General features: G+C 39.5%; 23 protein-coding genes and 3 tRNA genes. 7 read left to right on the plus strand and 19 right to left on the minus strand.

Translation table 11 applies throughout. From position 1 onward, the window contains the following. Window positions 1-188, plus strand: a 188-nt coding sequence (locus BM146_RS17400; RefSeq protein ID WP_074891790.1) for a transposase, incomplete at its 5' end; no start/stop codon positions are given. Between the two features lie 176 nt (window positions 189-364). On the opposite strand, the gene BM146_RS17405 is transcribed toward BM146_RS17400, so the two are convergent. The 9 genes from BM146_RS17405 to BM146_RS17445 form a co-directional block, all read right to left on the minus strand. Beyond that, window positions 365-1,990 carry a sigma-70 family RNA polymerase sigma factor gene (locus BM146_RS17405; RefSeq protein WP_074891792.1) on the minus strand — a complete coding sequence of 542 codons (1,626 nt, stop codon included), beginning with the start codon at window positions 1,988-1,990 and terminating at the stop codon, window positions 365-367. A gap of 298 nt (window positions 1,991-2,288) precedes the next feature. Then, window positions 2,289-2,735 carry a GNAT family N-acetyltransferase gene (locus BM146_RS17410; protein ID WP_242949435.1) on the minus strand — a complete coding sequence of 149 codons (447 nt, stop codon included), beginning with the start codon at window positions 2,733-2,735 and terminating at the stop codon, window positions 2,289-2,291. 160 nt (window positions 2,736-2,895) lie between these two features. After that, window positions 2,896-2,968, minus strand: a tRNA-Gly gene (locus BM146_RS17415). Window positions 2,969-3,140: 172 nt separating this feature from the next. Further along, a complete protein-coding gene (locus BM146_RS17420; protein WP_074891796.1) occupies window positions 3,141-5,417 on the minus strand; it encodes a glycoside hydrolase family 3 C-terminal domain-containing protein in 2,277 nt (758 codons plus the stop codon). A 190-nt stretch (window positions 5,418-5,607) separates the two neighbouring features. Beyond that, a complete protein-coding gene (locus tag BM146_RS17425; protein WP_074891798.1) occupies window positions 5,608-6,750 on the minus strand; it encodes a tyrosine-type recombinase/integrase in 1,143 nt (380 codons plus the stop codon). 82 nt (window positions 6,751-6,832) lie between these two features. After that, window positions 6,833-7,003 (minus strand): helix-turn-helix domain-containing protein, encoded by a 171-nt coding sequence (locus BM146_RS17430; RefSeq protein WP_074891800.1) that lies wholly within the window; start codon window positions 7,001-7,003, stop codon window positions 6,833-6,835. A 141-nt stretch (window positions 7,004-7,144) separates the two neighbouring features. Continuing rightward, the gene (locus BM146_RS17435; RefSeq protein ID WP_242949436.1) at window positions 7,145-8,596 is read right to left on the minus strand and encodes a virulence-associated E family protein; all 1,452 of its coding nucleotides are present in this window, start codon (window positions 8,594-8,596) and stop codon (window positions 7,145-7,147) included. Continuing rightward, the gene (locus BM146_RS17440; RefSeq protein WP_074891830.1) at window positions 8,568-9,179 is read right to left on the minus strand and encodes a CHC2 zinc finger domain-containing protein; all 612 of its coding nucleotides are present in this window, start codon (window positions 9,177-9,179) and stop codon (window positions 8,568-8,570) included. The genes BM146_RS17435 and BM146_RS17440 overlap by 29 nt, the downstream gene beginning before the upstream one ends. Window positions 9,180-9,192: 13 nt before the next feature. After that, window positions 9,193-10,506: a hypothetical protein gene (locus tag BM146_RS17445; RefSeq protein WP_074891802.1), complete on the minus strand. Its 1,314-nt coding sequence runs from the start codon at window positions 10,504-10,506 to the stop codon at window positions 9,193-9,195. 733 nt (window positions 10,507-11,239) lie between these two features. Between BM146_RS17445 and BM146_RS17450 the strand changes: the two genes are divergently transcribed. Next, window positions 11,240-12,058, plus strand: coding sequence for a helix-turn-helix domain-containing protein (locus BM146_RS17450; protein WP_074891832.1), 819 nt, complete (start codon window positions 11,240-11,242; stop codon window positions 12,056-12,058). Between the two features lie 8 nt (window positions 12,059-12,066). On the opposite strand, the gene BM146_RS17455 is transcribed toward BM146_RS17450, so the two are convergent. The 3 genes from BM146_RS17455 to BM146_RS17465 form a co-directional block, all read right to left on the minus strand. Next, on the minus strand, window positions 12,067-13,011 hold the full coding sequence (locus BM146_RS17455) for a lysophospholipid acyltransferase family protein (protein WP_083413635.1): 945 nt from the start codon (window positions 13,009-13,011) through the stop codon (window positions 12,067-12,069). A 113-nt stretch (window positions 13,012-13,124) separates the two neighbouring features. Beyond that, complete coding sequence (locus tag BM146_RS17460) at window positions 13,125-14,828, minus strand: class I adenylate-forming enzyme family protein (RefSeq protein ID WP_074891806.1); 1,704 nt, start codon at window positions 14,826-14,828, stop codon at window positions 13,125-13,127. 199 nt (window positions 14,829-15,027) lie between these two features. Then, window positions 15,028-15,657 (minus strand): recombinase family protein, encoded by a 630-nt coding sequence (locus BM146_RS17465; RefSeq protein WP_074891808.1) that lies wholly within the window; start codon window positions 15,655-15,657, stop codon window positions 15,028-15,030. A gap of 158 nt (window positions 15,658-15,815) precedes the next feature. Between BM146_RS17465 and BM146_RS17470 the strand changes: the two genes are divergently transcribed. Then, the gene (locus BM146_RS17470) at window positions 15,816-15,971 is read left to right on the plus strand and encodes an Arc family DNA-binding protein (RefSeq protein WP_074891810.1); all 156 of its coding nucleotides are present in this window, start codon (window positions 15,816-15,818) and stop codon (window positions 15,969-15,971) included. Window positions 15,972-16,018: 47 nt separating this feature from the next. On the opposite strand, the gene BM146_RS17475 is transcribed toward BM146_RS17470, so the two are convergent. The 3 genes from BM146_RS17475 to BM146_RS17485 form a co-directional block, all read right to left on the minus strand. Next, complete coding sequence (locus BM146_RS17475) at window positions 16,019-16,417, minus strand: ribonuclease HepT family protein (protein ID WP_074891812.1); 399 nt, start codon at window positions 16,415-16,417, stop codon at window positions 16,019-16,021. Further along, window positions 16,410-16,775 (minus strand): nucleotidyltransferase domain-containing protein, encoded by a 366-nt coding sequence (locus BM146_RS17480; protein ID WP_074891814.1) that lies wholly within the window; start codon window positions 16,773-16,775, stop codon window positions 16,410-16,412. Before BM146_RS17480 ends, BM146_RS17475 begins: the two co-directional genes overlap by 8 nt. 262 nt (window positions 16,776-17,037) lie before the next feature. Continuing rightward, the gene (locus tag BM146_RS17485; protein WP_074891816.1) at window positions 17,038-18,273 is read right to left on the minus strand and encodes a class I SAM-dependent rRNA methyltransferase; all 1,236 of its coding nucleotides are present in this window, start codon (window positions 18,271-18,273) and stop codon (window positions 17,038-17,040) included. A 116-nt stretch (window positions 18,274-18,389) separates the two neighbouring features. Between BM146_RS17485 and BM146_RS17490 the strand changes: the two genes are divergently transcribed. Continuing rightward, a tRNA-Gly gene (locus BM146_RS17490) sits at window positions 18,390-18,462 on the plus strand. Between the two features lie 119 nt (window positions 18,463-18,581). Continuing rightward, window positions 18,582-18,655, plus strand: a tRNA-Pro gene (locus BM146_RS17495). Between the two features lie 106 nt (window positions 18,656-18,761). On the opposite strand, the gene BM146_RS17500 is transcribed toward BM146_RS17495, so the two are convergent. From BM146_RS17500 to BM146_RS17510, 3 genes are read right to left on the minus strand one after another with little or no spacing between them, the layout of a single operon-like run. Then, a complete protein-coding gene (locus BM146_RS17500) occupies window positions 18,762-19,979 on the minus strand; it encodes a tyrosine-type recombinase/integrase (RefSeq protein ID WP_074891818.1) in 1,218 nt (405 codons plus the stop codon). A gap of 2 nt (window positions 19,980-19,981) precedes the next feature. Next, on the minus strand, window positions 19,982-20,194 hold the full coding sequence (locus BM146_RS17505; RefSeq protein WP_074891820.1) for a helix-turn-helix domain-containing protein: 213 nt from the start codon (window positions 20,192-20,194) through the stop codon (window positions 19,982-19,984). Further along, window positions 20,163-20,345, minus strand: a complete 183-nt coding sequence (locus tag BM146_RS17510) for a hypothetical protein (RefSeq protein WP_074891822.1) — start codon at window positions 20,343-20,345, stop codon at window positions 20,163-20,165. Before BM146_RS17510 ends, BM146_RS17505 begins: the two co-directional genes overlap by 32 nt. Before the next feature lie 332 nt (window positions 20,346-20,677). Between BM146_RS17510 and BM146_RS17515 the strand changes: the two genes are divergently transcribed. Continuing rightward, window positions 20,678-21,307, plus strand: coding sequence for a helix-turn-helix domain-containing protein (locus BM146_RS17515; protein WP_074891824.1), 630 nt, complete (start codon window positions 20,678-20,680; stop codon window positions 21,305-21,307). Between the two features lie 13 nt (window positions 21,308-21,320). Continuing rightward, the gene (locus BM146_RS17520; protein WP_074891826.1) at window positions 21,321-22,763 is read left to right on the plus strand and encodes an ATP-binding protein; all 1,443 of its coding nucleotides are present in this window, start codon (window positions 21,321-21,323) and stop codon (window positions 22,761-22,763) included. Between the two features lie 283 nt (window positions 22,764-23,046). On the opposite strand, the gene BM146_RS17525 is transcribed toward BM146_RS17520, so the two are convergent. After that, the coding region (locus tag BM146_RS17525) for a chitobiase/beta-hexosaminidase C-terminal domain-containing protein (RefSeq protein ID WP_177201729.1) at window positions 23,047-24,071 on the minus strand (1,025 nt) is incomplete at its 5' end.

Here is a 24,071-nt window from a genome sequence, read left to right on the forward strand (position 1 = left end):
AGGCGGAGGGTTCATTTGCAAATGTAAAAGAAGACATGAACTTCAGAAGATATTTGTATAAGGGGACGAAGAATGTTCTTGCACAAAGTGTGTTGCTTGCAATCGGATTCGATATCAATAAACTGCATCACAAGATCATGGCCGGCCGAACAGGAACTCATCTTTTTGAGCTAAAGAAAACGGCATAATTTTTGATCCTTAAAAATCAAACTCCTGTATCTGATCCGAAGATATCTTCGGACTATTAAGTTACTCTAAAAATATGAGATATGAGCAGAAAGCAGATATAAGTACCGATTTTTAGGCCTGAAAAAGGGCCATCGCCCAGATGATTCAATCATCTAATGCGACAGCCCCATTCACTTTACTGAGGAAGTCTATCCGAAAATACCAGTAGATTTGCTGTTGCTTTCTCTGATTCAGTAAGTGGCTTGTACTCACCTGAATCATATAATTTATCCAGTACAATCATAGCAATAGTATTATCAACATACCATTTTACAAATTCAAACACTATAAAGTCCTGCATCTGTGGCGGATAATTCTTTGCAAGCATAACAGCCTGCTCTATAGCAATCTTTGCAAACTCATCAAGCTGATCCTTATCTGGAGAAGGGATTAATGCATCAAACTCTTCCATGGATTTCTTGACAACCAACACATTTAGTTTGCCATCATCTGTTATAAAACCTCTCTCACGAAGACGCTTGAACTTTTCTTCATTTGCCTTGTTGTCCTCGATGTCACCGCAGATTACTTCATATATGGCATCGTAATCCGTATTGAGGTTGTTTTGCCACATCCCTTTACGACTGGAAAATCTGCTGTCGTTTGACCATGATTGGACTGCAGGGTACTTCCATGCATTTCGCGTCATTGAACCGCAGGCAGTGTAATCTCTGGTACTTTCCTCTATTGTTGGTTTAAAGTCAGGATCAATAATCTCCGACTTAAGATTTACAGTAACATAGTATTCTCCACCATCAAGAGTTTTAACAAGATATGGAGATACGTTCTTTTCAATAGGCAGATTGCATTTGTTTGTTATGGAATAAAAGATTGATGTTGCTTCAAAAAGCTCCCAATTATCGCCAGGAATATAAACATCTGTAATCTTCTTTAATGCTTCCTTTACCTTAGGAACATAGTTTTTTAGTAAACTATCTGCAACTTTTATCTTGCTCTTGAGTATCTCTTCTTCCTGCTCCAGGCTGCGTTCCTTTGGAGTGAACTTTACATATGTGGTATATCTTTTCCCACTTGTTTCTATCAAGAATCCGTTCTTTTCAAGGACTGTAATTCTGTCTTCTAGGTAAACAGGTGTCATGCCCATCTCTTCAGCAATACCTTCCTTGGTTTTTGGACTATCATAAACACTGTATACAATGTTAAGGTTAATCTTGTCGTTCAAATAAACATCCGGACCGCCTTTCCTACCTGGCTGTCCATTATGATCTACACTTATAGCTTCGATTGGTGAGATTCCCAAACTTCCTACTTTTCTTTCCATAAAAAAATTCTCCTTCAAATCATTTCTGGCCTTATTCAGATGCCATTTTACTGTTCCTTCCGAAAGATTCTCTTCAGCTGCTATTTTCTGAATAGATTTTCCTTCGTAATAAAATGAATAAATGATCTGTCGTCTTTTTTCAGAAAGAAAGCCAATCTCCTGGCGGAGTTTCTTGAGATCTTCATCTTTTTCTCCGAGGTTGTAGTTATCGTAATAAGTAAGTTCCATTCCGTCCAAAGAAATGCCTTGGTGCTTTTTTGTACTATTTACATATTTGGCATAGGTATGCTCGCAAATACGCCAGACATAGCCTTCCACGTTGAATACTTCATTAGCCTCAAGTAATGATAAATACACTTCTTTTACCATCTCTGCCGCAAGTTCTTCCGATTCCTCAAGGGAAAATGCTTTCTTTACTGCAAATCCGTAGATTTTTGGAGAGTATTCTATTATAAGTTTGTCTGCTTTTTCCTTGATCATACTCATTCCCCAACATATCATTTATCCGTACCAGCGCTGTACGGATATATAGTGTAAGAAAAATAAAAAAGGTTGGTGAAAAAATAAAAAAATTTCAATTAAGTGCAAAAAATATTAGTGAAAATCTTAACCACAACAGAATTTAAATCTTTATTCAGAGAAGCTCTTTGCTCTGAATAATTCCACTACTTCTCCGGAAGAGATGCATTTTTTCTGACATAAGAAATAGACTCAATCCAGCTTTCATAAGAATTTTGTACCACATATGGGTTATTTTATGTGGTTGTTTTTGTGTTTATCAAGTCTCCTCCAAGAATTTTCCCATCATTACGAAATTTTTAGTTTCATAATAGGAAAGCTTTGAATAAAAATGCTTGTGCATTTCATCATTAACACTGTTCAACTCTATGATAGAAGCTCCACTTTTGACGGCTTCCTGCTCCAGTATCTTTAGAAAATCTGTACCATATCCTTTTCCTTGAAAGCTTTTAAATATAACAATCTCTTCCAGAAAGTAACCTATTATATCATCAAATTCCTTGAAATATCCCATCAAATAGCCTGTTATGGTGTTACTGTCATCTAGCTGGACCATACACATGGAGTCTTCCATTGTTAATACCTGATGGATTCTTTTGTATGCTTTTTCAAATGTCCAGCAGCAGTTTTCGACAGTGTTATAGTATTCGATGTTCCTTTCAACCACACATTCTAAATCTTTTTCTGTCATCATTCTGTAATTCATGATTCACCTGCCTGCTATACTTTTTCAACAAGGATTATCTTATCATAGTCACGCAAATGGACAAAATGAATCCATACACACAAAAAAATCGTGAATTTTGGACAAATAAAAAATTCCGAAAAGCCTATAAATACTAGGCATTTCGGAATCAAAAGGTTAGAGCGATAGACGGGGCTCGAACCCGCGGTCTCGACCTTGGCAAGGTCGCGCGTTACCAACTACGCCACTATCGCATATATGTAAAGTCGCTTTCGCGACAACAAAAATAATATTAAAGCATTAGTATTATCATGTCAAGAGTTTTTTATAAAAAAATTCTTCTATTTAATTCTAAGTAAGCTCCTTCAGATATGGAAGAAGATTCGCAAGTACACCCTTATATTCATCAGCAAACATATGCATTTTTTAATCATTTGAACCTACTGCTTTTTGAAAAGTTTCGATAACCGCTTCCATATCAACATCAACGCCAAAGCTCGCAAGACTCTTAAGCGGCATTCCTTTTATCATTTCAACAAGCATCATATCAGGATTTTCTTTGTCTGTAGCTGCAGCGAACATTCCGGACTTTTGGGCAAGTTCGTTCATCATCTTCTCATATGCCTTTGCAGTTCTCGGATCAGTAGCCAGTTCCTCAATAGTAGTTGCTCCATCAATCTTAAATGGTGGCAGTACTCTTGTTTCATTCTGCACAGAAGCGCTGCACAAAATATGGTCGCTGGAATCTCCGACTAAGATCTCGTAATTTCCTGAAGGAGCATACCATCCCTTCATATCACTGTTCCAGTAAGCCAGGCTGCGACTATCGATTGTTATACTAACCGTCTTTGTTTCTCCCGGATTTAAAGAAACTTTCTTAAAGCCCTTTAGCTCTTTTACCGGTCTACCGGAAGTGCCTGTGCGGTCGCTTACATATAACTGAACAACCTCTTTTCCCACTCTGTCTCCGGTGTTGTTAACATCTACAGAAACTTCTATTTCAGAATTGTCAGTCATTATGCTGCCGGAAAGCTTCAGATTATCAATCTTAAATGTTGTATAGGACAAACCATGCCCAAATGCCCATCTGACAGGCATTTTCTTGGTGTCATAATATCTGTATCCTACATATACACCCTCGGCGTAATCAATTGTTCTTCCATCACCGGGGAAATTCAGATAACTTGGGTTATCCTCAAGATGACACGGGAAACTCTCTGCAAGGTGCCCGCTTGGACTTATCTCACCAAACAAAAGCTTGTCTGTAGCCTCACCAACTCCCTGTCCACCAAGGTACATTTCAAGGATTGCTCCCACATTATCTGCCCAATCTGCTTCGATAGGACTTCCGTTATGAAGTACTACCACTGTATTTTTCTGAACTTTTGCTATCTCTTCAATAAGCTTTATCTGGGCAGAAGGAAGCTTCATATCTGCTCTGTCATACCCTTCAGACTCTATAAAGTCAGGCAGACCTGCAAATATAACTGCAACATCTACAGATCTTGCCAGTTCAATTGCATCTGTCAGATCTTTTTCGGTTATGCTGTCTGCATCGATTGGAAATGCCGGAGCAAATTCAACGTTTCTATTTCTTTTAATCGCTTCATCAAGAGCACTTACTACTTTTGAAGAATTTATATGACTGGAACCGCCGCCCTGGTATCTTGGTGTTTTGGCAAATCCGCCGATGTAGGCAACCTTTTTGTCTGCAGCAATAGGGAGTACTCCGTTATTCTGTAAAAGAACTGCACATTCACCTGCAATCCTGACAGCCTTGTCATGATCTTTATCTCTGTCAAATACTGCGTCAGCGTGTTTGCCATGGTTATCCACAAATCTGTAGACTATCTCCAATATCTTTTCCACAGCTGCATCAAGCTTGTCCTCTTCGAGAGCACCGCTCTTTACTGCTTCTACGATTTTTTTATCGTTGAGCGTTCCGGGGCCCGGCATCTCAAGCTCAAGACCTGCCTTTATTCCCTGCACTCTGTCATCTACAGCGCCCCAGTCAGTCATAACAAAGCCTTCAAAGCCCCACATATCTCTGAGAACATCTGTCAAAAGATATTTATTATCCGAAGCATATGTGCCATTTATCTTGTTATAACTGCACATAACCGTCCAGGGCTGAGACTTTTTTACTGCTATTTCAAAGGCAGGAAAATAAATCTCATGAAGTGCCCTTTCGGAAACCTCAGCTGAGGTGCTCATTCTACGATATTCCTGATTGTTTACTGCGAAATGTTTGATACTGGTTCCTACATCTTTTGACTGTACGCCATTTATATATGACGCAGCCATCTCACCAGCTAAAAATGGATCTTCAGAAAAATATTCAAAATTACGTCCGCACAAAGGACTTCTTTTGATATTAACAGCAGGACCAAGGACAACACCTACATTTTCAGCCTGGCACTCATTGCCGATTGTTTCTCCCATCTCTCTGATAAGATCCACGTCAAAGCTTGCAGCTGTTGCACATGCAGCAGGAAAACAAACGGCTGAGATACTGTCATTGATTCCAAGATGATCAGCTTCTTCTGCCTGTTTGCGCAGACCGTGAGGTCCATCGGATACCATGATTGCAGGAACTCCTAAACGTTCCACTGCCTTAGTATGCCAAAAATCGGCTCCTGAACACAGACTTGCCTTTTCCTCAAGTGTCATGTCCTTGATTATATTTTTTATTGAATTAGACATTTTATTACACTCCTAAATGTAAAAACTACACTTTATCAACAGTCAAGTAGTGAAATATAGCTCATTATAACAAACACTTTTTTGTTACATCTCATCGCAGACCTGATAGATTACAAACTTCAGATGTTTAGTCACAATATAGCTTAAATACTCGCTTTCTTTATCTGCCCTCTATGCTACTACACCACTTTTACACCACTTTCTCCATGAGCGCCATTGCTTCAGTGAGAGTATCGTCCTCGACATGACAGTAAAGATCCATAGTCATCTGAAGAGAATTGTGACCCAGAATCTTCTGAAGAACCTTGGGTTGCATTCCTCTTGCAATAGCTTTGGTCGCAAAGGTATGCCTAAGTCCATGTGGCGTAAACGGCGCAAAATTCAAGCCAGGATTCTCACGATTGATTTTGTCAACAATATAGCGTATGGATCCTCGTATATTTGCTTCATTGATCGGATTGTTGGTCTTACTGCAGAAAACCAGATCTTCCATTCCGGGCCTAGGATTATGCCTGATTGCAACACGCTCTTTCCATTTCTTCTGTTTAAGAAGTGCCTCTTTAACAGCAGACGTCATCGGTATGCTTCTCTTCCCCGCCCTGGTCTTTGGAGGATGAAACTCATAAATACCAACTCCACCATTAGGCAGATAGCATAGAGTTTTGTTTATCTCTACCATGCCAGTGTCAAAATGAACACAATCCCAGTTTAATCCGAGTATTTCACCCATTCTCATTCCTGTCCCCAGCGCCACAACAAAGAAGTTATGCATCTGGTCTCCATCTGTGCTGTCTAGAAGAAGTGAAATCTCTTCATCTGAAAGAATTCTCTTTTCTGCCTTCTCATCATTATCAATAGTGGTGTTTATGCCAAAGGCCACGTTCTTCACGAGAAGGTCTGTTTCTACCGCACGATTGAGCATATCTATAAGAACACTCTTGCAATCATCGCGCATATTATCCGTCTCAAGCTTGTTAAATGCATCCTGTAGTATTACAAGATTCAGTTTATTTAGCTTTCTCCATCCAAGATCAGCTCTTAATCTGTTGTAAATAACTCCGTAAGTTCTGATTGTTGTATCTCTGCAGTGCTTCTTGCAGGTAGTAATCCACTTATCGTACCACTCGTCAAGAGTAATAGTGCTGGTTACAACGTTGATCTGCTTCTCATCCTCGTATTGCTCATCTCGTAGCTTTTTTGTTATCTCTGTGACTGTATTAGCATATATCGTCTGCCTTTTACCAAAGCGATTTGTAAAGCGAGCCTGATATAAACCATCCTTTCTCTGGGTAATACCCTTACCCAGTTCTTTACCATTTAATGACTTTCCCATTCTATCTCCTTTCGTGAGATCAAAATGGGAGCCTACAACTATATAAAGTATAGCAGTAGGCTCCCTTTGTCTCAATTCATTTTTACGCTGCGTTTCTGTCAATCCACTTGTCCAACTTGTTCTTGTCGGCGTACCATCTGTTGCCAATCTGTACCCCAAATCCGTTCCGACCACGTAGTAATTCTCTTGCCTTAGTCTTGCCAATTCCCATATACTGGCAAAACTCTTCAATATTCAATAATCTCTTTTCCATATTGTTATTCCCCTCCATTGAAAAGAGCCGGCAGGAAGGTGATAAACTCACTCCCATAAACCGGTTCTAAAAAATTTTCACTTATTACAGTTACAAAATACTTTTATTTTTATCAGTTTATCGGTTTATCAGTTTATCCTGTCAGGTGAAGGGAATCTCCATCTGTTCAGGAACCGGCATAAAGCCATCAGGATCTGTGACCTCCAGCGGAGCGCCTTCTCTGACCCATCCACGCTGCTTGCCATAGTCAAAGAAGTCATGACTCGATACTCGTTTCCATCCCGGGATGTTATCCATGATGTTCGCTATCAACCTTGCTTCACCCTGTTTGGGTTTGTCAAAAAGACTGCTATGCCCCAGTGCTTTATAGAAAAGCATCTGAACACATACATAGTTCTCTTTAGTCGCATCGAGGAAATCCCGTATCTCAGTTTCCATAGGATCTTCTGGAACAAAATCTTCCTGAAGGAGTTCCAGTTCTTCCTGCATTTCTTTTGAAAGAGTCAGAGAATAATCTCCTGACCTGAATATCACCATCATCTCAGCCCACATCTGTTCGATATATCTTCTGGATTCTTCTTCATCATCGAGGATGTGTACCTCAGCAAGTGAAGCGTGACATTCAATAGGAATAAATCTTCTGTTTCCGGATTTATCCGGTGGAAGGAACTGTCTTTTATTAGATGTTCCTGCAAATACACACTTTCTTGGATGCTCAGATACAAATTTGTCATATCTTATGCGATATACATCCACCTGTCTTGTTATAAAAGCTTTGATCTCCTCAGCGTTTGATGCTCTTACTGTAGCAAGCATCTCCGCCATTTCTACTATCATGTGCCCCTGAAGCTTTTCAAAAACATCATCGCCTTCAAGGTTCTTGAGGTCATCAGTGAAATACCTGTCCTCTATAGCAAGGAATCGCAGAAATGTTGATTTGCCTGCTCCCTGACCACCTACAAGACAGATCATATAGTCAAACTTGTGTCCGGGATCATACACTCTCGATATTGCACCAAGCATGAATATTTTGAGTGCCTGATAATTGAGTTCGGACTCATCAGCACCAAGGAAGTGGTGTAGAGCATGACGCACTCTTTCGGTTCCATCCCATACAAGCGACTCCCAGTACTGCTTTATTGGATGATAGGGATTATCAAAAGAAACCGTCTTTATAGCCCTTTCGATCTTCCTGTCATCTTTCAACCCGTAATGAACTTCAAGATAAGTTATAAGATTTGCCACATCAACATCTGTTAGGGCGGCAGTGCTTCTTCTCCATGGCACAGGTTTTATGATGTCCACCCTTTCATTCAGCTCATTGAATCTTATTGCATCCTTAAGCACCGGATCTTCCCGTAGTACTGTTTTACAGTTGTTATTTGTCTGAAGTGGGATCCCTTTAGGATCTGTTTCAAGAAGCTGTTTCACCTTCCTGCGCCTTTCTGAAATCTCATCATTATCAGCCTCATTATTTGTGCCTCCATCTGTAGCAATTTTCTTAGCCATGCGCTCCATGAATCCAGAAGCAAAAAGCACAGTGGCCATTCTTTCCATTTCTTCATCAGTTAAAGTTTTTAATTCGTTCCCCAATACGTTTTATCTCCTCTCCATAAGTTTCCAGTATTTCAATCTGTTCAGTTCGTTCTCCAAATAACAGAGCATCAAGAATTTCATTTACAAAATCCAGCTTATCCAATGCCTCCACGAAAAAAGGATGCCAGTCGGCATCCCCTTCGTCCTTTGGTTCATATTCTTTTTTCCAGTTCCACAAAAGCCTGTGATACTTTGAAAGAGTATTGATGGCATCCCTCCTTACGATATCAAACGCTCTTACGACCTCGCGTCTGACAGTAAGTTCTTTTCCCTGACGAATCTGTTCTTCAGATTTGAAAGTTCTATGATTAGCTCCAATCTCTAATCTCAGATAAAAATCCTCATTCAGCTTTTTTACTGAATCGATTGCCGACAGTCCAAAGTGGTTTGAAACAAAATCTATCACATCCCCATCCGCTCCACATCCGAAGCAATGATAGCGCTTATCCACCTTCATGCTTGGGTGTTTATCATTGTGGAAAGGACAGCAACACATCCCTTTGCTGCCAACGTCAATACCATAATGCTTAAAAGCATCCACCGCTGTAACCATTTCTTTGACCTCATCAAATACACTCACGTCCATACCTCCCTCACAGGCACTGTTCATGCTTTCTTTTCCTTGAAGGCACATCCAGTTCCTTTGCTTTTTCTTTGGCAATCTCTTCTTTTTTCTTATTAAGGATTTCAATAAGACTTGGTCTTGCTGCTTCAGCTATTTTATTTAGAAGGTGTTCTTTCTTAGTAGTTGAAGTAAAAGATCTTTTCAGAGATTCCACAACTCTTGTCTTGATTCCCGATAGCCTTTTCTGCAGCTTATCCAGTTGCTCTACAGCAAACCTTCCAAGAGCCTTTGTGATGAGATTATCTGACTCAGTAATCTCAGCTTTTAACTTAGTGATCTCCTTTGTCTCTTCTTTTCTAATATTCTCAGCAATCTCATCAATGATGGTTTCACATGCCTTATCATAGGCAATCTCTGTGACATCATTTATAAAGACATCCACTTCTTCAAGCTGTAACTCTTTCTGAAGTTTTTCATCATCCAACTCCTTGATTTCTTTTTTGAGGTCATTTCTTTCTTCAATCAGAATGCTGTTATCAATAAGGAGCTGTCCATTCTCAATCTGAACATTCTGATTTTTCATATTGATCTGGCTTGTGATGAACTCCTGCTTTTCCTGATATTTCTTCCCGCCATAGATAGGTTCTACCTCAATATCGATCCCATGCTCTTTGCATTTCTCCAGAAAGATGGCTCTGCACTCCTTATCAAAAGTCATCTTCCTGTTGTTATACCTTCCCGGTTCGCTCCCCTTATCAGGAAGTTCAAGCCCCATCCTCCTGCAGGCTTCTTCCTGCTGGGGCATATCAAATCCATACTCATCAGGAGCAAAGAACACATGGCGCTCATGGATGTGAGGAGTCTTCTCATCAATATGAAGCCCCCAGTCCATGGTCCTGCAGTACTCTCCAAACCTTTTGTCAATTTCCTGCATGGTCTCGGCAACTACCATCGCAAGTTCCTTGTAGTCGACCGTACCATCGATGTTCCCGATCTGATAGATTGTTTCTTCAGGACACCACTTTTTATTAGTAACTACTTCTTCCATAGTCTTGATCCTTTTCTTGTGGCCTTCCTTTCTGTGTCTTTCATTCTGTGCATCAAGCCATCCCGTGAACTGCTGCTTGTAAAAGAGAAGCTCCACATCCTTAAAAGACATCCAGTCATCCGGTCTATCTTTATGGAAAGTGAATCCCTGATAGCAGTTCCAGTAAATGTTGTTGGGCGTCATCTCACTGTTGATGTCAACAGCATTATCAAGATCAAATTCGCGGTCATTGTGCTTCGGATTATAAGTCCCGTGTGCTCCTGATCTTCCATTGTGCCTTGTAGCACGCATCATAATTTCTTACCTCCATTAGTTGTTTATTTTTTAAAAAGCCTTGTCAGCCGAGGGAACCCCCAGCCCACCTGCCACCATCCAGAGCCGACAAGTAATACCCAGTACGGTGTGTCGATACTCAACACACCTCCCTGGGCCAAGGTTTCACCCTGGACCTGACAAAAGGGCTTAGCCCCCTTGACCCCTTGTTCAGAAAATGCTGCGCTCGCATTTTCTGAAGACGCTGCTATTCACAGCGTCACGCTTTCACAAACTCTGCTGTTTGCCCGTCAGCAAAGTTTGTAAAAGCTACGGAACAAAATCCTGCGCATGGATTTTGTTCATGATGGGCAAATCAAAAGTCACCAGCTCTTCATCGAAACTGGTGACCATTCATTTGCTCATCATCAAAAAAACATTTCTTAAGTGCCGTCTCCCCTCCTGAGTTCCTGACAAGTATCCTCTGGTTCCGTTAGCCATATAGACTGTTTTGGGCTTTGTCGTTTTTCTATCCTTGGCTCGCTCCGCCTTCCGGTATCATCGCTTAGCTTCCCTGAAATAGTATTCATTTGGAACGATCATGTAGTTTTTACATTTCTGATTGTCCCAAAATGGAGAAGCTCATCCCGTATATCCCTTATGTAGGATTTTTTCTTTCAGGAATCGTTTTTCCGAGATTACGGAAACGGACCGTTTATGAAAAGAGCTATTGATGATATACTTTCTTTTGTCATTATCAGCGGAGGAAATTAATTTGAAATCGCATATAACTTTACAAGAGAGATTAAAAGATTTAAGGACAGAGAAAGGACTTACCTTAAAGGAGCTTGAAGCCAAGACCGGCATTTCAAGTTCAGCCCTTGGAGAATATGAGACAGACGAAAACAAAGGCATACCTCATTATGTTCTGGTTGCCCTTGCAGATTTTTATAATGTAAGTCTTGATTACCTTTTTGATAAATCAGAGGTTAGGGAAAATACAAATAGAGATATCACTGAACTAAATCTCAGCGATTCTGTTCTTGATGTACTGAAAAGTGGTACTATCAACAATAGGCTTCTTGGAGAAATCATCTGTCATCCGTCTTTCAAAAAGCTCATGGCGGATACTGAGATTTTCGTAGACGGAGTTGCTTCCCAATCTGTCCAATCTGTAAATGCCTACGCTGATGTATTAAGAAAACGGATCATGGGAGAATTCAATCCATCTGCTGACGATGCAGGGCTTCTTGTTCTAGATGCCTGCACCATTGAAGAGGAGCGTTACTTCCTTAATAAGCTCCAGCTTGACCTGGAGCCTATTGTAAAAGATATCCGTACCGCCCATGTAAGTGATAAAGAAACAGCCACGGATACAACCGTGGCCGATAGAGTTAATGAATTATTTGATAACGTTAAAAAGCATAAAGATGATTTCATGAGCATTCTTACCTTCCAGTTCTGCAGAGAGCTTGGCATGAACCCTAAGAATCTTTCGCCTTTGGAACTTGAAACCCTTCAGGGAATCTTTGCCAGATCTAAGAACTATAAGCAGGTCATGAATTCAAGAAAGAACAAAAAGAAACACAAATAATATCATGTTTATTGTTTTTTTGCTTCACCATACAAAAAAGCATTTCGTAAGCATGGAACAATTTTGTCCATAAAAGCGAATACTTCCTCGGAATCTGTCACTCCTTTTGGACGAAACATTCCTGACCTGATATCATCTACTGTCCATGTATATGATGTACCAAGTGAAAACACTTCATGCAAGAATTCACTATATGCTGCGTCGGATACATCACATCTTTTGATGCCCGGAATAGACTCAATTATCTCCCATTTCAATGTGGCTATTTTGTCCCTAAGCTCCTCGGTAAGCTTATATCTATCTGCAAGGTCACAGCTATCATAATTGATATTTTCACCGATGTTCGCATAGTATCTATTGCCTGATCTACACAATGCTATCGGAACAATATCTGCACCACACTCTATAGCAAGCTCAACTGCTCCAGGAAATAATGGATTTACCAAGGCGTTGGGACTGATGTTTTGTACTCCTTCCGGAAAAATGAGCAGATTTCCTCCCTTCTTAAGCAAATCTAACATTTGCGCTTTCGCTGCAATTCTGTCCTCTTTAAAGGAAACATCCATCAGAATTACGCCATTTGCTTGAAGTAAGAATCCATCTAAGCTGCGATATAACTCTCTTGGGTCACCAAGAACCAACCAGCAAGGCTCATGTATTGATAAAAAAGACATCTCTATGTCAACACCACCTATATGCGTTGGACAAAAAATGATGGGGCGCCTGTCTTTCTTTCTTCTATCATGAACGATTGTCAGCTTTCTTCCTGAAAAAAACTGATTACACCACAAAAGTGGCATTAGAATGCGATGTATCAGTGAATGAAAAGGAATCCTCCTGACAACACCGCCATATTTCCTGTAGCGCTCAAGTCGTTTCTCACGGCAATATTTTTCACATTCTTCTTGATTTAGAGATAGCATATAGAAAAATGATCCTAAAACTTTGAACACAACAGTGACTCCTTCACATTATGATTCGCGTTTCTTAACTAATCTGCCGCATAATCTATCAACCTAATTAATTATCATTGAAAAAGTTTTATATCCTGTTCATATTGTTCCATTTAATTAGCCTTCTTCTCCAATACTCTATAGTCTATTTTCCCAATAGAAGTTAATGGTAAGCTGGGAATATAGTTATACTCCACTGGAAGTGCATATTCGGGTAACTCCCTTTCGCATATGCTTCGTAATTCATCAGTTAGCCCCTCCGACTCTTTTACGCCATTTTCAAGTACAATAAAAGCTACTGGTAAGCATCCTTCCGAATGAACAGTATCGCTATGACCTACAACACAACAATCCTTGACCGCTTCATGTTCCTCAAGTACATTTTCAATCTGTGTAGGGAACACCTTAAATCCATCATGCCTAATTATCATCCGTTTCAGCCTCCCCTTGATAAAAAGACATCCATCTTCATCAATGTAGCCAAGGTCTCCAGAATGAAGCCATATACTTCCATCCTCATGTTTTTTCAACACTTCTTTCGTCGCTACATCATTATTATAATAGCCCAGCATAACATGAGGACCTTTCATGCATACTTCGCCTTCTTGATTATAGGTTAACTCTTTTCCCGTTTCCTTATCAAAAACAGATATTGTCGTGTGAGTGAATGGGATTCCTACACTGCCTGTTTTATTATATGTCATTTGAGCAGATGCCGCTGCTGCTGCACATATTTCGGTCATTCCGTAGCCTTTAATTAAATTTGTACCACAACCATGACTCAATAAGAATGAACTGATTTCTTTTTCATGCTCTTCTTTTATCCCATCACCACCAACTACAGGAGATAAAATAAAAGACATATCCAAATTCTTAACCTTTTTGCTATCTACCACTTTCTGATAATGAGATGGTACGCCTACAATATGTGTCGGTTTATACTTTATCAGCAATTTGTCATAAGTATTGGGATCAAATTTAGGTATAATTATTAGTTCCATACCAATGCTCAATGGCAAATGGAGGCTATTACATATTCCATAGGCTATAAAAGGAGGCATAATGCCAAGCCATCTGTCTCCTCTATTAAGACAAAAACCGCTTAGATCACACTGCTTAGCACCAGCATTGATATTTTCATTTGAAAGCATTACCCCTTTTGGCATACCGGTTGTCCCTCCGGTATGCACTATAACGCAACACTCGTTTTCTATATAATCAGTGTCTGTAAGATTTGTTTCCTTGCCTGAAGCTATAAACTCTCTCCATGTGAAACATCCAGTAGCAATACTAACCTTATTTCCCATAAGATATAGATGTCTTTTTATAAATGGTAATGAGTCAGAAGGAGAAACTACAATTATATTTTCAATAGTTGTCCCGACCACAGCCTGTGCTACTCTGCTGTATGCCAAGTCTATGACAACCACTACCTTTGCAGATACTTCTTCTATGTAATTCCTAATCCCCTCTATGCTGGTTCTTGGATCAATCATATTGGAAATTGCCCCAATACGATTAAGGCCATAGAACGTATATATTATCTCAGGAAGTGTTACGGATACAACTGCGACGATATCTCCTTTGCGCACTCCCATATTACTAAATGATTTTGCAGCACCTTCTATATTTGAAAACATTTCCCCATAGGAAATATGACTATCAAAATAGTTAATTGCCACATCATCTAAGTTGTTTTTATTATTATTCCAAATATCATCGTATATTTTACATTTTGGTAAAATTGAATTTATCGCTTCGGAACTATAATATTTTAACCATGGCTTATCAATTGAAGGATATCCGCTTAATTCCATTCTTCTCACCTCAACTCTATTATCACTTATAACTAATGTTTAAAGATATAGCTTGTTTGCTAGGTTACCTGCTTTTTCGCATCATTATATTGCGTTTCAAAAATTAGACATTTTGAAACAGTATTATTAAAATGAATTCAAGTAGAGTTTATGGAATTTTATAATTGCCAGAACGGCATTTTTAGATGTTTCAGATTGCCTACTTTTCGGAACATGATTTTTGAATAATTATCCCGTTTTGTTTTTCTTTGCACCTACGATAGAAAGTAGTATGCTTCATTCCAGCTTTTTCAGCCGCAACTCTGGACGATACTTCTCCGGAAATCCACTTATCAAACCATATATCAAAATCAGTTGTAGGCTCAATTTTTTCTCTTCCAAAATGGATTCCTTTAGCAATTGCTATGGCTATCCCTTCAGCCTGTCGCTGTTTAATGAAGTCTCGCTCGGTCTGAGATACATAGGCCAGAAGTCTAAGCAAAATATCTGCTATCAATACTCCTGCAATACCATCAATCTCTTGAGTAGTATTCAAAAGCGGAAGATCAATAACCTCTATATCCACACCTTTGGTTCTGACTATCTTTCGCCATTCCTCAAGAATTTCCTTGTAGTCTCGTCCAAGTCTGTCAATGCTTTTTATAACCAGAAGATCACCCTTTTTAAGCTTTTTCACCAACTTCTTGTAACTTGGTCGGTTAAAGTCTTTACCAGAAAGTTTGTCTGTAAAGATATTCTTTACATTCACACCATATTCCAGCATCGCTTCCATCTGTCTGTCTGTTTTCTGTTCCTTTGTGGAAACTCTCACATATCCATACTTTGCCATGGAATGCCCTCCTTTATATCCTGTTTAATATAAAAGTAGGCAATCTGAACATCATTGAAATAATGTGTACTTATTTTAAGTACATAATGCAATTATAGCATCATTCAATACTTAAAATGTACTTATATCATGTTTTTTAAGTATGGAGAATTTGACTTATGAATAAAGAAAAGGATAAACACATAGGTTTACGCATAGATTCGGAAACACATACCAAATTAAAAGATCTTGCCGAGTACGAGGGACGATCCATTAACGGAGAGATCATCTATCTTATACGTCAGGCAATCAAAAAAATGGAGAATGAAAAATAAAAGCGATCCCGATTCTCACACACGCTCCGGGATCGCTTTTTTAGTATTTACGTACTTCTCTTATGTTCTTTACAGTACTCAGCCCTATCTCGCACTGCCTTCACAGTTTCAGCGCGAACAGCCTTCTCGATATACGCTGATAGCATAATCTTATTTACCTTTTCATAGGTATGGTCAATCATGTTCCTGAACTGATATAAAACACTTGTATCTAGCGTTTTACTAAGCTCATTCTTGCTCTCTGTTGTAAGGTGCTTAACCTCCTCACCGATCTGAGCCATATACATAGCACACAGATCAAAAGCCATTTCATCATTACAAATGAAATTCTTTGCTTTCTGCTCAAAAGAAACATCGAAGCGACTCACTACATCTTTTATCTTCTTCTGATTCTTCATTATGCTGAGCAGTAATGCCACATCTCTGCTATATGAAGCACTACTCAAACCAAATTACCTCCCGGTTCACAGTTTTATATACGGAATCCTCATTTATTCCCAAATCAAACTCTTTTGCAATATTATCAAGCTCGATATCCTCTTTTCTGAGGAGTGGAAGGAATAATATGTCCACTTTTCTTTTAAACAGATCATGAAGATAGCTCTTTATGAAGTCTATCGCATCAAGTGAAAAGCCATCAGAATCTATTACAAGATCGATATCGCTATTCTTTTTTTCTTTTCCCAACGCAATAGATCCGGCAATACCAAACTTAAGACTGCTGATCGGAATATCATTAACGTCATTCCCGGCTATTCTCTTCTTGATCTCTGGGATAGTACGAAGTATTTCGTCCCTAAGCATAAAGAGCCTCTCCTTTCTACAAAATTTCTCCAAAATATATATCGGATTATTCTCTTATAAGTATTATAAAATATCACATCGCCCACAATCAAGTTGCCAGCTCCCACTCGGTCTCCAATCTTTCAAGAGTTTCTACTACACCATTTACTACACCATTTTTATAAAAAATTATGGTATTTTGCGATAAGTTACGATACTTTTATTTTGTTGCTCATCAGCTATATCACCTGAAAACATCAGCTTTCGTGAACATTTCAGGGCCTTACATCTCATCACAAACCTGGAAGATCACGAATTTTAAATAATAAGATGAAGTTCCGCCAACCAAAATCGGGTGGTCAGCTGCCTGCTGCCTGAACTCAACCTGCTTTATTCTCTTATGAGCATCGTGGGCTGCATCAGCAATTGTCTTAAGGAACAACTCTTCATCCATAAAATGTGAGCATGAACATGTGGCCAAAAATCCGCCGTTTTTAACGAGCTTCATTCCACGCATATTTATCTCTTTATATCCTGTAGCTGCTTTTTTTATTGACGCTCTGGACTTTGTAAAAGCCGGAGGATCAAGGATTACCACATCAAAGAGCTCTCCCTTTTTCTCGAGATCCGGCAAAAGTTCAAACACGTCCGCACACTGGAATTTTGCTATGTTTTCAAGGCCATTAAGAGCTGCGTTTTCTTCAGCCTGCTTGCAGCCAAGGTCTGATGCGTCTACACCAAGCACAGATTCAGCGCCTGCTGCCGCGCAGTTAAGTGCAAAAGAGCCAGTGTGTGTAAAGCAGTCCAATACTTTTTTACCCTTACAAAAAGATGCAATTGCCTTTCTGTTGTTCTTCTGGTCAAGGAAAAATCCGGTCTTCTGACCATTTTCAACATCTACGTAGTACTTAACACCATTCTCTGTAATGATGACCTTTGTATCGAACTCTTTTCCGATAAAGCCCTTTGTTCTCTCAAGTCCCTCGAGCTCTCTTACCTTGGCATCACTTCTCTCATAGACGCCCTTAATCTCAATGCCATCTTCCCACAGAACTTTCTTGCAAAGATCAATTATGAGCTCTTTCATCCTGTCTGTTCCAAGAGCAAGTGACTCTATTACAAGAACATCTGAGAATTTATCAATTGTTATTCCGGGCAAAAAATCTGCCTCACCAAAAATAAGTCTGCATGAAAGCTCATTTATCGGCTCGTTGGTCGCAAGTACAGCTTTTCTGTACTCCCAGGCATCACGGATTCTCTTTTCAATGAGCTCCTCTGTAACTGGGTTCTCTTTTCTGCGGGACATCATTCTGATCCTGATCTTGGACTTAACATTGATGAAACCATACCCCATGAAATATCCATCGAAATCATGAAGCTCAATAATATCTCCATTTTCAAAAGAGCCTTCAACTTTATCTATTTCATTGTCATAAACCCAAAGTCCGCCCTTTTTAAGCTCTCGACCTTGTCCTTTTTTTAATATGGCTACTGCATTTGAAACACTTATTTTTGACATTTTAATTCCTCTTAATTTACTGCTCACTTTTAATAAAATTTTAAATTATATGTTGACAATACACTAATTTTATTCTAAAATCAATTCGTTGTCACAGATATGACAATAATACAAATGCGATAGTGGCGTAGTTGGTAACGCGCGACCTTGCCAAGGTCGAGACCGCGGGTTCGAGCCCCGTCTATCGCTCTTCTACCCAGATTTTACTATCTGGGTTTTTTATTATCGAGGCGTGGCTCAGTTTGGTAGAGCGCTGCGTTCGGGACGTTGCGCCCGAAACCGATTTTTCAACTCAATAATTTTTACCACGGGGTGTGGCTCAGCTTGGTAGAGCGCGTCGTTCGGGACGACGAGGTCGCAGGTTCGAATCCTGTCACCCCGATTTTTTATGCTCTAATTCTACCATTTTTCTACCATTTTCCTTTTATTCTTCAGAAAAATATCTGATAACACAGAAAGCTCTCTATAAACTATATTCAATTGTTTAGTTACTGGTCGTTGTCATGTTCGGAATAATCCTTAAGAGGAATAATTCCTGTCATTGTATCTGAGATTTCTCTCTTAGCCTCTTTATCTTTTACTTTTGCATATATTTTAAGAGTGGTATTGATGTCTGCATGTCCAACCCACTTCTGAATGCTCTTAACATCCTTATTCTGATGGACGAGAATCGATACGCATGAACTTCTAAGACCATGAAAAGTAATATCCTGAGGCAGTTCAGGAATCTTCTTAATCAGTTTGCAAAACAGCTTTGACGGATAATCCGGATAAAAAAGCGACCCATCAACATGTTTGAAGATGTAGTCGCTTTCATGGTAATTGTTTCCGAACAACTGTCTATATTCAGTTTCTTTTTCCTTTAACCTCTTGAACATTGCAATCTGTTCATCTGTCAGAGGATACTCTCTTGCGCTGGAGTCAGTCTTTGTTGAATTAACTCGATTGATAACTGTTCCTCTTGTAACAGTATGGTTGATGCTCATGGTCTTGTTCTTGAAGTCTAAAGCTGACCACCTTAGCCCGAGAAGCTCCTCGCGCCTGAGTCCAAAGAACAAAGTAACATAGAACAGTTCGTAAAGTTCGTGGTCCTTTATTACATCCAGGAAATGCTGGGCTTCTTCGTAGGAAAAGAATTCCTCGTCTGTGTCTTTCTCTTTGGCATACCTATTTGCCAGGTTCTTATTGATCACAACTTCTTTGGCTGGATTTGAAGCAATCAAACCCTCCTTTATAGCCTGCTCAAGGATGCTGCTCAGAAGTACTTTCGTATCTTTGACAGTTCTGTACTGAACATGGTAGGCTGTGAACATGTCATCAAGAAAGTTCTCGACCATAGTTTCATTTACATCTTTGACTTTAGTATCACCAAAGTAATTTTTGATTCTGTTTGTTCTATAAAAATAAGAAGAAAGGGTTGTATCTGAAACCTCTCTCTTCTTCTTTTCAAGAAAACCATCCGCATATTTACTTAATGAAATATTTCTGTCTGTGCTTTTAACTTCCTTTTTATTAAGAAGCCTGCTTCTCATCTCTGAAGCTTTTTTGATATTCTCGGGCGTATCTTTTAGCCCGGTGGATATCCACTGCTTTTCGAAGGTCTTGCTGCCATCCTTAATTATATAGTTATTCTTGATAATATATAGATAGCCGCTTCTGCCCTGGATACCCGTAGCTCTTTTGCCGCTTTTCTTAGGTCTTGCCATTCTCAGCTTGCCTCCTTAACAAATTCTACATCGGGATACATGAATTCCAGAAGATATAACTTTGGAATTCTGTACTTCCCGGCAATCATCATAGATCTGATTGTGCCATCCTTCAGATAGTCATAGACCTTGTTCCTTCCTATCTTGAGGATTTCCTTAACATCTGTAGGTGTGAGTATATCATTATACCCAACTAACATATTCGTGTATTCCATGTCTGCTCCTTTCTTTGTTCTTCTTCATTTCAGCTACGATTTCCTTTACCGCTTCATATGGTGTGGGGTCTTTGACTCCACACGCATCTCTGAAATCAAGAAGTTCTTCCTTTAGTTTTCGGTTTGCTCTTTGTCTGTTTCTGTTTTTCATTTTCCTCCTTTCTGAGAAACACACTTCTCCCGTTCTTTTGTGGTATCGGCGACATCTGTATCAGGAAACGCCGGGCTCTTTGCGACATCCGGATTCCCGGGAAACGCTTTTTGTTGATGAACCAGTTTGTTTTATTCTGTTTTCTTGGTTCTTGTTAAGAACATTTCTGTTCTTTAATTGTACTATATCATTTTATCTGGTTCTTTGCAAGCACTATAACGTGCTTTTATAAAAATGTTCTCTATATGTCCTTTTTTGTGCTTCATATCTGTTATAATCTGTGCTACCATATCAGTAATGAATTGTTAATTATCAGTAATGGAGGAATCCGCATGATTACTATAAGCAAAGCATTTGGACAGGATCCGGTAGAGTTCAATGACGAAACTGCTGCAGACAGAGTTGGGGCAAGAATACGCACCATAAGAAATGCGAGAGGATTGTCGCTTGCTGAACTTGGTGAAAAAGTTGGGTTAAATGCCGATAGAATGCAGAAGTATGAAAACGGGGCAAGAAAGCCAAAAACAGATATGCTCAAAAAGATTGCGGAAGCACTTGGTGTAAGTACGCTTGCATTGGCAGATCCGGTTACAACCAGTTATATTGGCGCCATGTATGCTATGTTTGAACTTGAGCATAACTTTAATATGAAAATCGAGCCCACAGATGAAAATCATGTACCCGGATTATGTCTTACGGTAGATTTTAAGGATAGTCTCTATGAGTACATGAAAGACTGGTATGATGTATACGCCCAGATGAAGTCCGATCTCGAGGTTGCTAATTCCGAAGAAGAAAAAGCGGAAATCATAAATGCCTACCATAATTGGGAATGGACTTATCCACAAGGAATTGTTGATAAGACGGAGAAGAGCCTTGAAAAAGCCCGCCTCAAGAGAAAGATAGCGGAATTACAAGAACGATACGATCAGCTAGATCAGAATGATAGCGACATAGAATAGAGGAGATTTATCTATGGTATCTAAAGAGTACTTTGGAGAAGATAAAAAAATAGAATTCAAGCAGGAAATCCCTTCAAAACACGAGAAATTTTTAAAGGATATTATTGCTTTTGCTAACACGAGTGGTGGAAAAAGCATAATTGGAATTGTTGATGAGACAAAAGAGGTTGTAGGTATTGGTGACCAGAGCCCATTTAAGCTCTCTGATTCAATTTCATCAATGATTTCAGATTCATGTACACCGCTTATTGAGACTGATATTTATCCTCAGTCAGTGGAAGGCAAGACTGTTCTTGTAGTTGAGGTTTTCCCGGGAAAACATAGACCTTACTATCTGGCTAATAAAGCAAAAGAAGATACTTCATATGTAAGGGTCAACGGTACCAGCAGACCGGCTGATCCTGTTACATTAAAAGAACTTGAACTTGAAGGGGCCAGCCTGTCATATGATTCAATGCAAGAAATCGGCATTGATTATGACGAGAAAAAAGCTCTCGAGTTATGCAGAGTGGTAAAAGAAATTGCTATATCTAATTGTGAGACAGAGGATGAGAAATTAGCTGTAAAAGATATGACCATAGGGAAACTCGAAGATATGGGTATGCTTTGTCGAAGCGGAAGAGATTTAGCGCCCACACATGCATTTTCTTTAATGACAGATAATCACTCTCGTTTTGCCAAGATACAATGTGCCCTGTTTAAAGGAAATGACAGAGACATTTTTATTGATAAAAAAGAGTTTGAAGGTCCTATTTATGAGCAGTTATCTGATGCATTTCAGTTTATCTTGAAGCATATTAACATTGGTGCTGAGGTCAATGGGCTCTATAGTAAAGATGTCTATGAGCTCCCAATAAAGTCAATCAGAGAATTGGTTGCCAATGCAGTTATTCATCGAAGCTATTTAGTCGAATCTAAGATACAGATTTCCATTTTCGACGATAGAATTGAAGTAGTATCGCCAGGAACGCTTTATGGCGGAATGGATTTTGCAACCATGAAAACCGGAAGATCAAAATGCAGAAATCAGGCCATCGCTGATATGTTCCAGTACATGCACATAGTTGAAGCGTGGGGAACCGGTATTCCCAGAGTTATCACATCATGTAAGCAGTATGGTCTGCAGGAACCTGTTTTTGAGGAATTTGGTGACGGAATCAAGGCTACTGTTTATAGGTTGCAAGCGGCAAAAGCAAGCGACAAGCGGCAAAAGCAAGCGACAAGCGACAAAACCAAGCGACAAGCGAAAAATATAAGCGGCAAAGCCAAGACTACTGAAAACAAAGAAGTGATAGTTGCTTATATTACTAGTCAGGGAAATGCCAAAACATCAGAGATTGCTGAGCATATTGGTCTTAGCCAGCCGAGAGTTAGGGCTATACTATCCGATCTTGTAGCTGAAGGAATAGTTGAAGCTGAGGGAGAAAGCCGGGCACGATACTATAGAATTCGATAAGAGATTCTCCAGCAGTTCGTTGGACAGATAGAATTGAATCAAGCTCAGGCATCGCCAAACTTCGTGATGAGGTTAAGGTAATAGTTGCTGTAAAAAGTCAAGATAAGGGAAAATACCGCTTTGTCAGCAAATAAAACATCACATAAAGCTGAACCAAGTTGGTTCAGAAATCAATTAACAAACGGAAAAGATTTTTAACTTCTATGAATTAGTAAAGGAGAAGATTGATTTATCCATCATCAATCTTCTCCCTTTTTATACAAACATCATCAGTTTAATATAATTAGTTTTCTAACGTGTATCCATACTTAGAAGCTAGATACAAGAATCCGACAAAACCGTTTTCGTCTAATAATGATAACGCGTCAGTACCGGCAGGAATTGTAACGATTACTCTGTCTCCTTTATATTCTCCGTCAAGGAAACTAATCTCAAGTGTTACATCAGGTCTTTCTGCTAGGGCATCCATTACCATCTTGTGGAAGGAAATGAAACGTGATGTTTCAATCTTCACTGTTGCTCCTTGCCCTGCTTTTCTAATTTTATCTGTAGTATTCTTATTGAACACATAGTAAGCAGTTATAGGCACTCTTGTCTGAATATCTCCGCAAATGTCACATTTGTACCTTAACTCGCCATCACTATCTTCCGTTGCTTCTATAGTTTCCCATACATAGTGGTGTGTATGAGCTTTTTCTTTGCTCTTTGAGTCATCCTTCTTTGAAGGTGATGAATTCTTTGTCCATGTGATCATTACAGGTGAAAGACCGTTAAAATGTGTGCTGATACCTGAAGAAGTGTTTGTTGTACCAGGCTTCTCTATTTCTCCGGCAGTCTTGCCGTTAGCACTTGTTCCAATCATATGGGCAACGCTAAAACTATATTCATCGCCATTGGTTCCGTCAGGATATGGCAATACTACATCAATGCCCTCTGCAGGGAAGTTCTCAGCAGTTGCTGTAGTCCAGGTTGAACCTCCGTCAGTTGAAACCATCAGTTTGACATCGACAAGTTTCGATCTTTCTTTTTCTTCTTCTGTTGTAATTGAAAGAACTGTTTCCAGAGCATCTTCAATTTTTGATACTGTGTTGAAATCGCTGTTTTTCAGGTCATCAGAAATGCTGTCATCAGACAGATCTTCGACTTCTACCTTTGTTTCTTCAGACGGCTCAGGTCCTTCACTGATTGTATAAGTTGTAGATGCTACTGAGCTGTCAGTCATTCCTTCTTTGACAGCGATTGCCTTGATAGTCGTGGTCTCACCTACAGTGATTGCACCACTGTATGCTGTGCTTGAAGCAGATGGAT

Source organism: Butyrivibrio proteoclasticus (genome assembly GCF_900115735.1).
In the GTDB taxonomy this organism is placed as follows: domain Bacteria; phylum Bacillota; class Clostridia; order Lachnospirales; family Lachnospiraceae; genus Butyrivibrio; species Butyrivibrio proteoclasticus_B.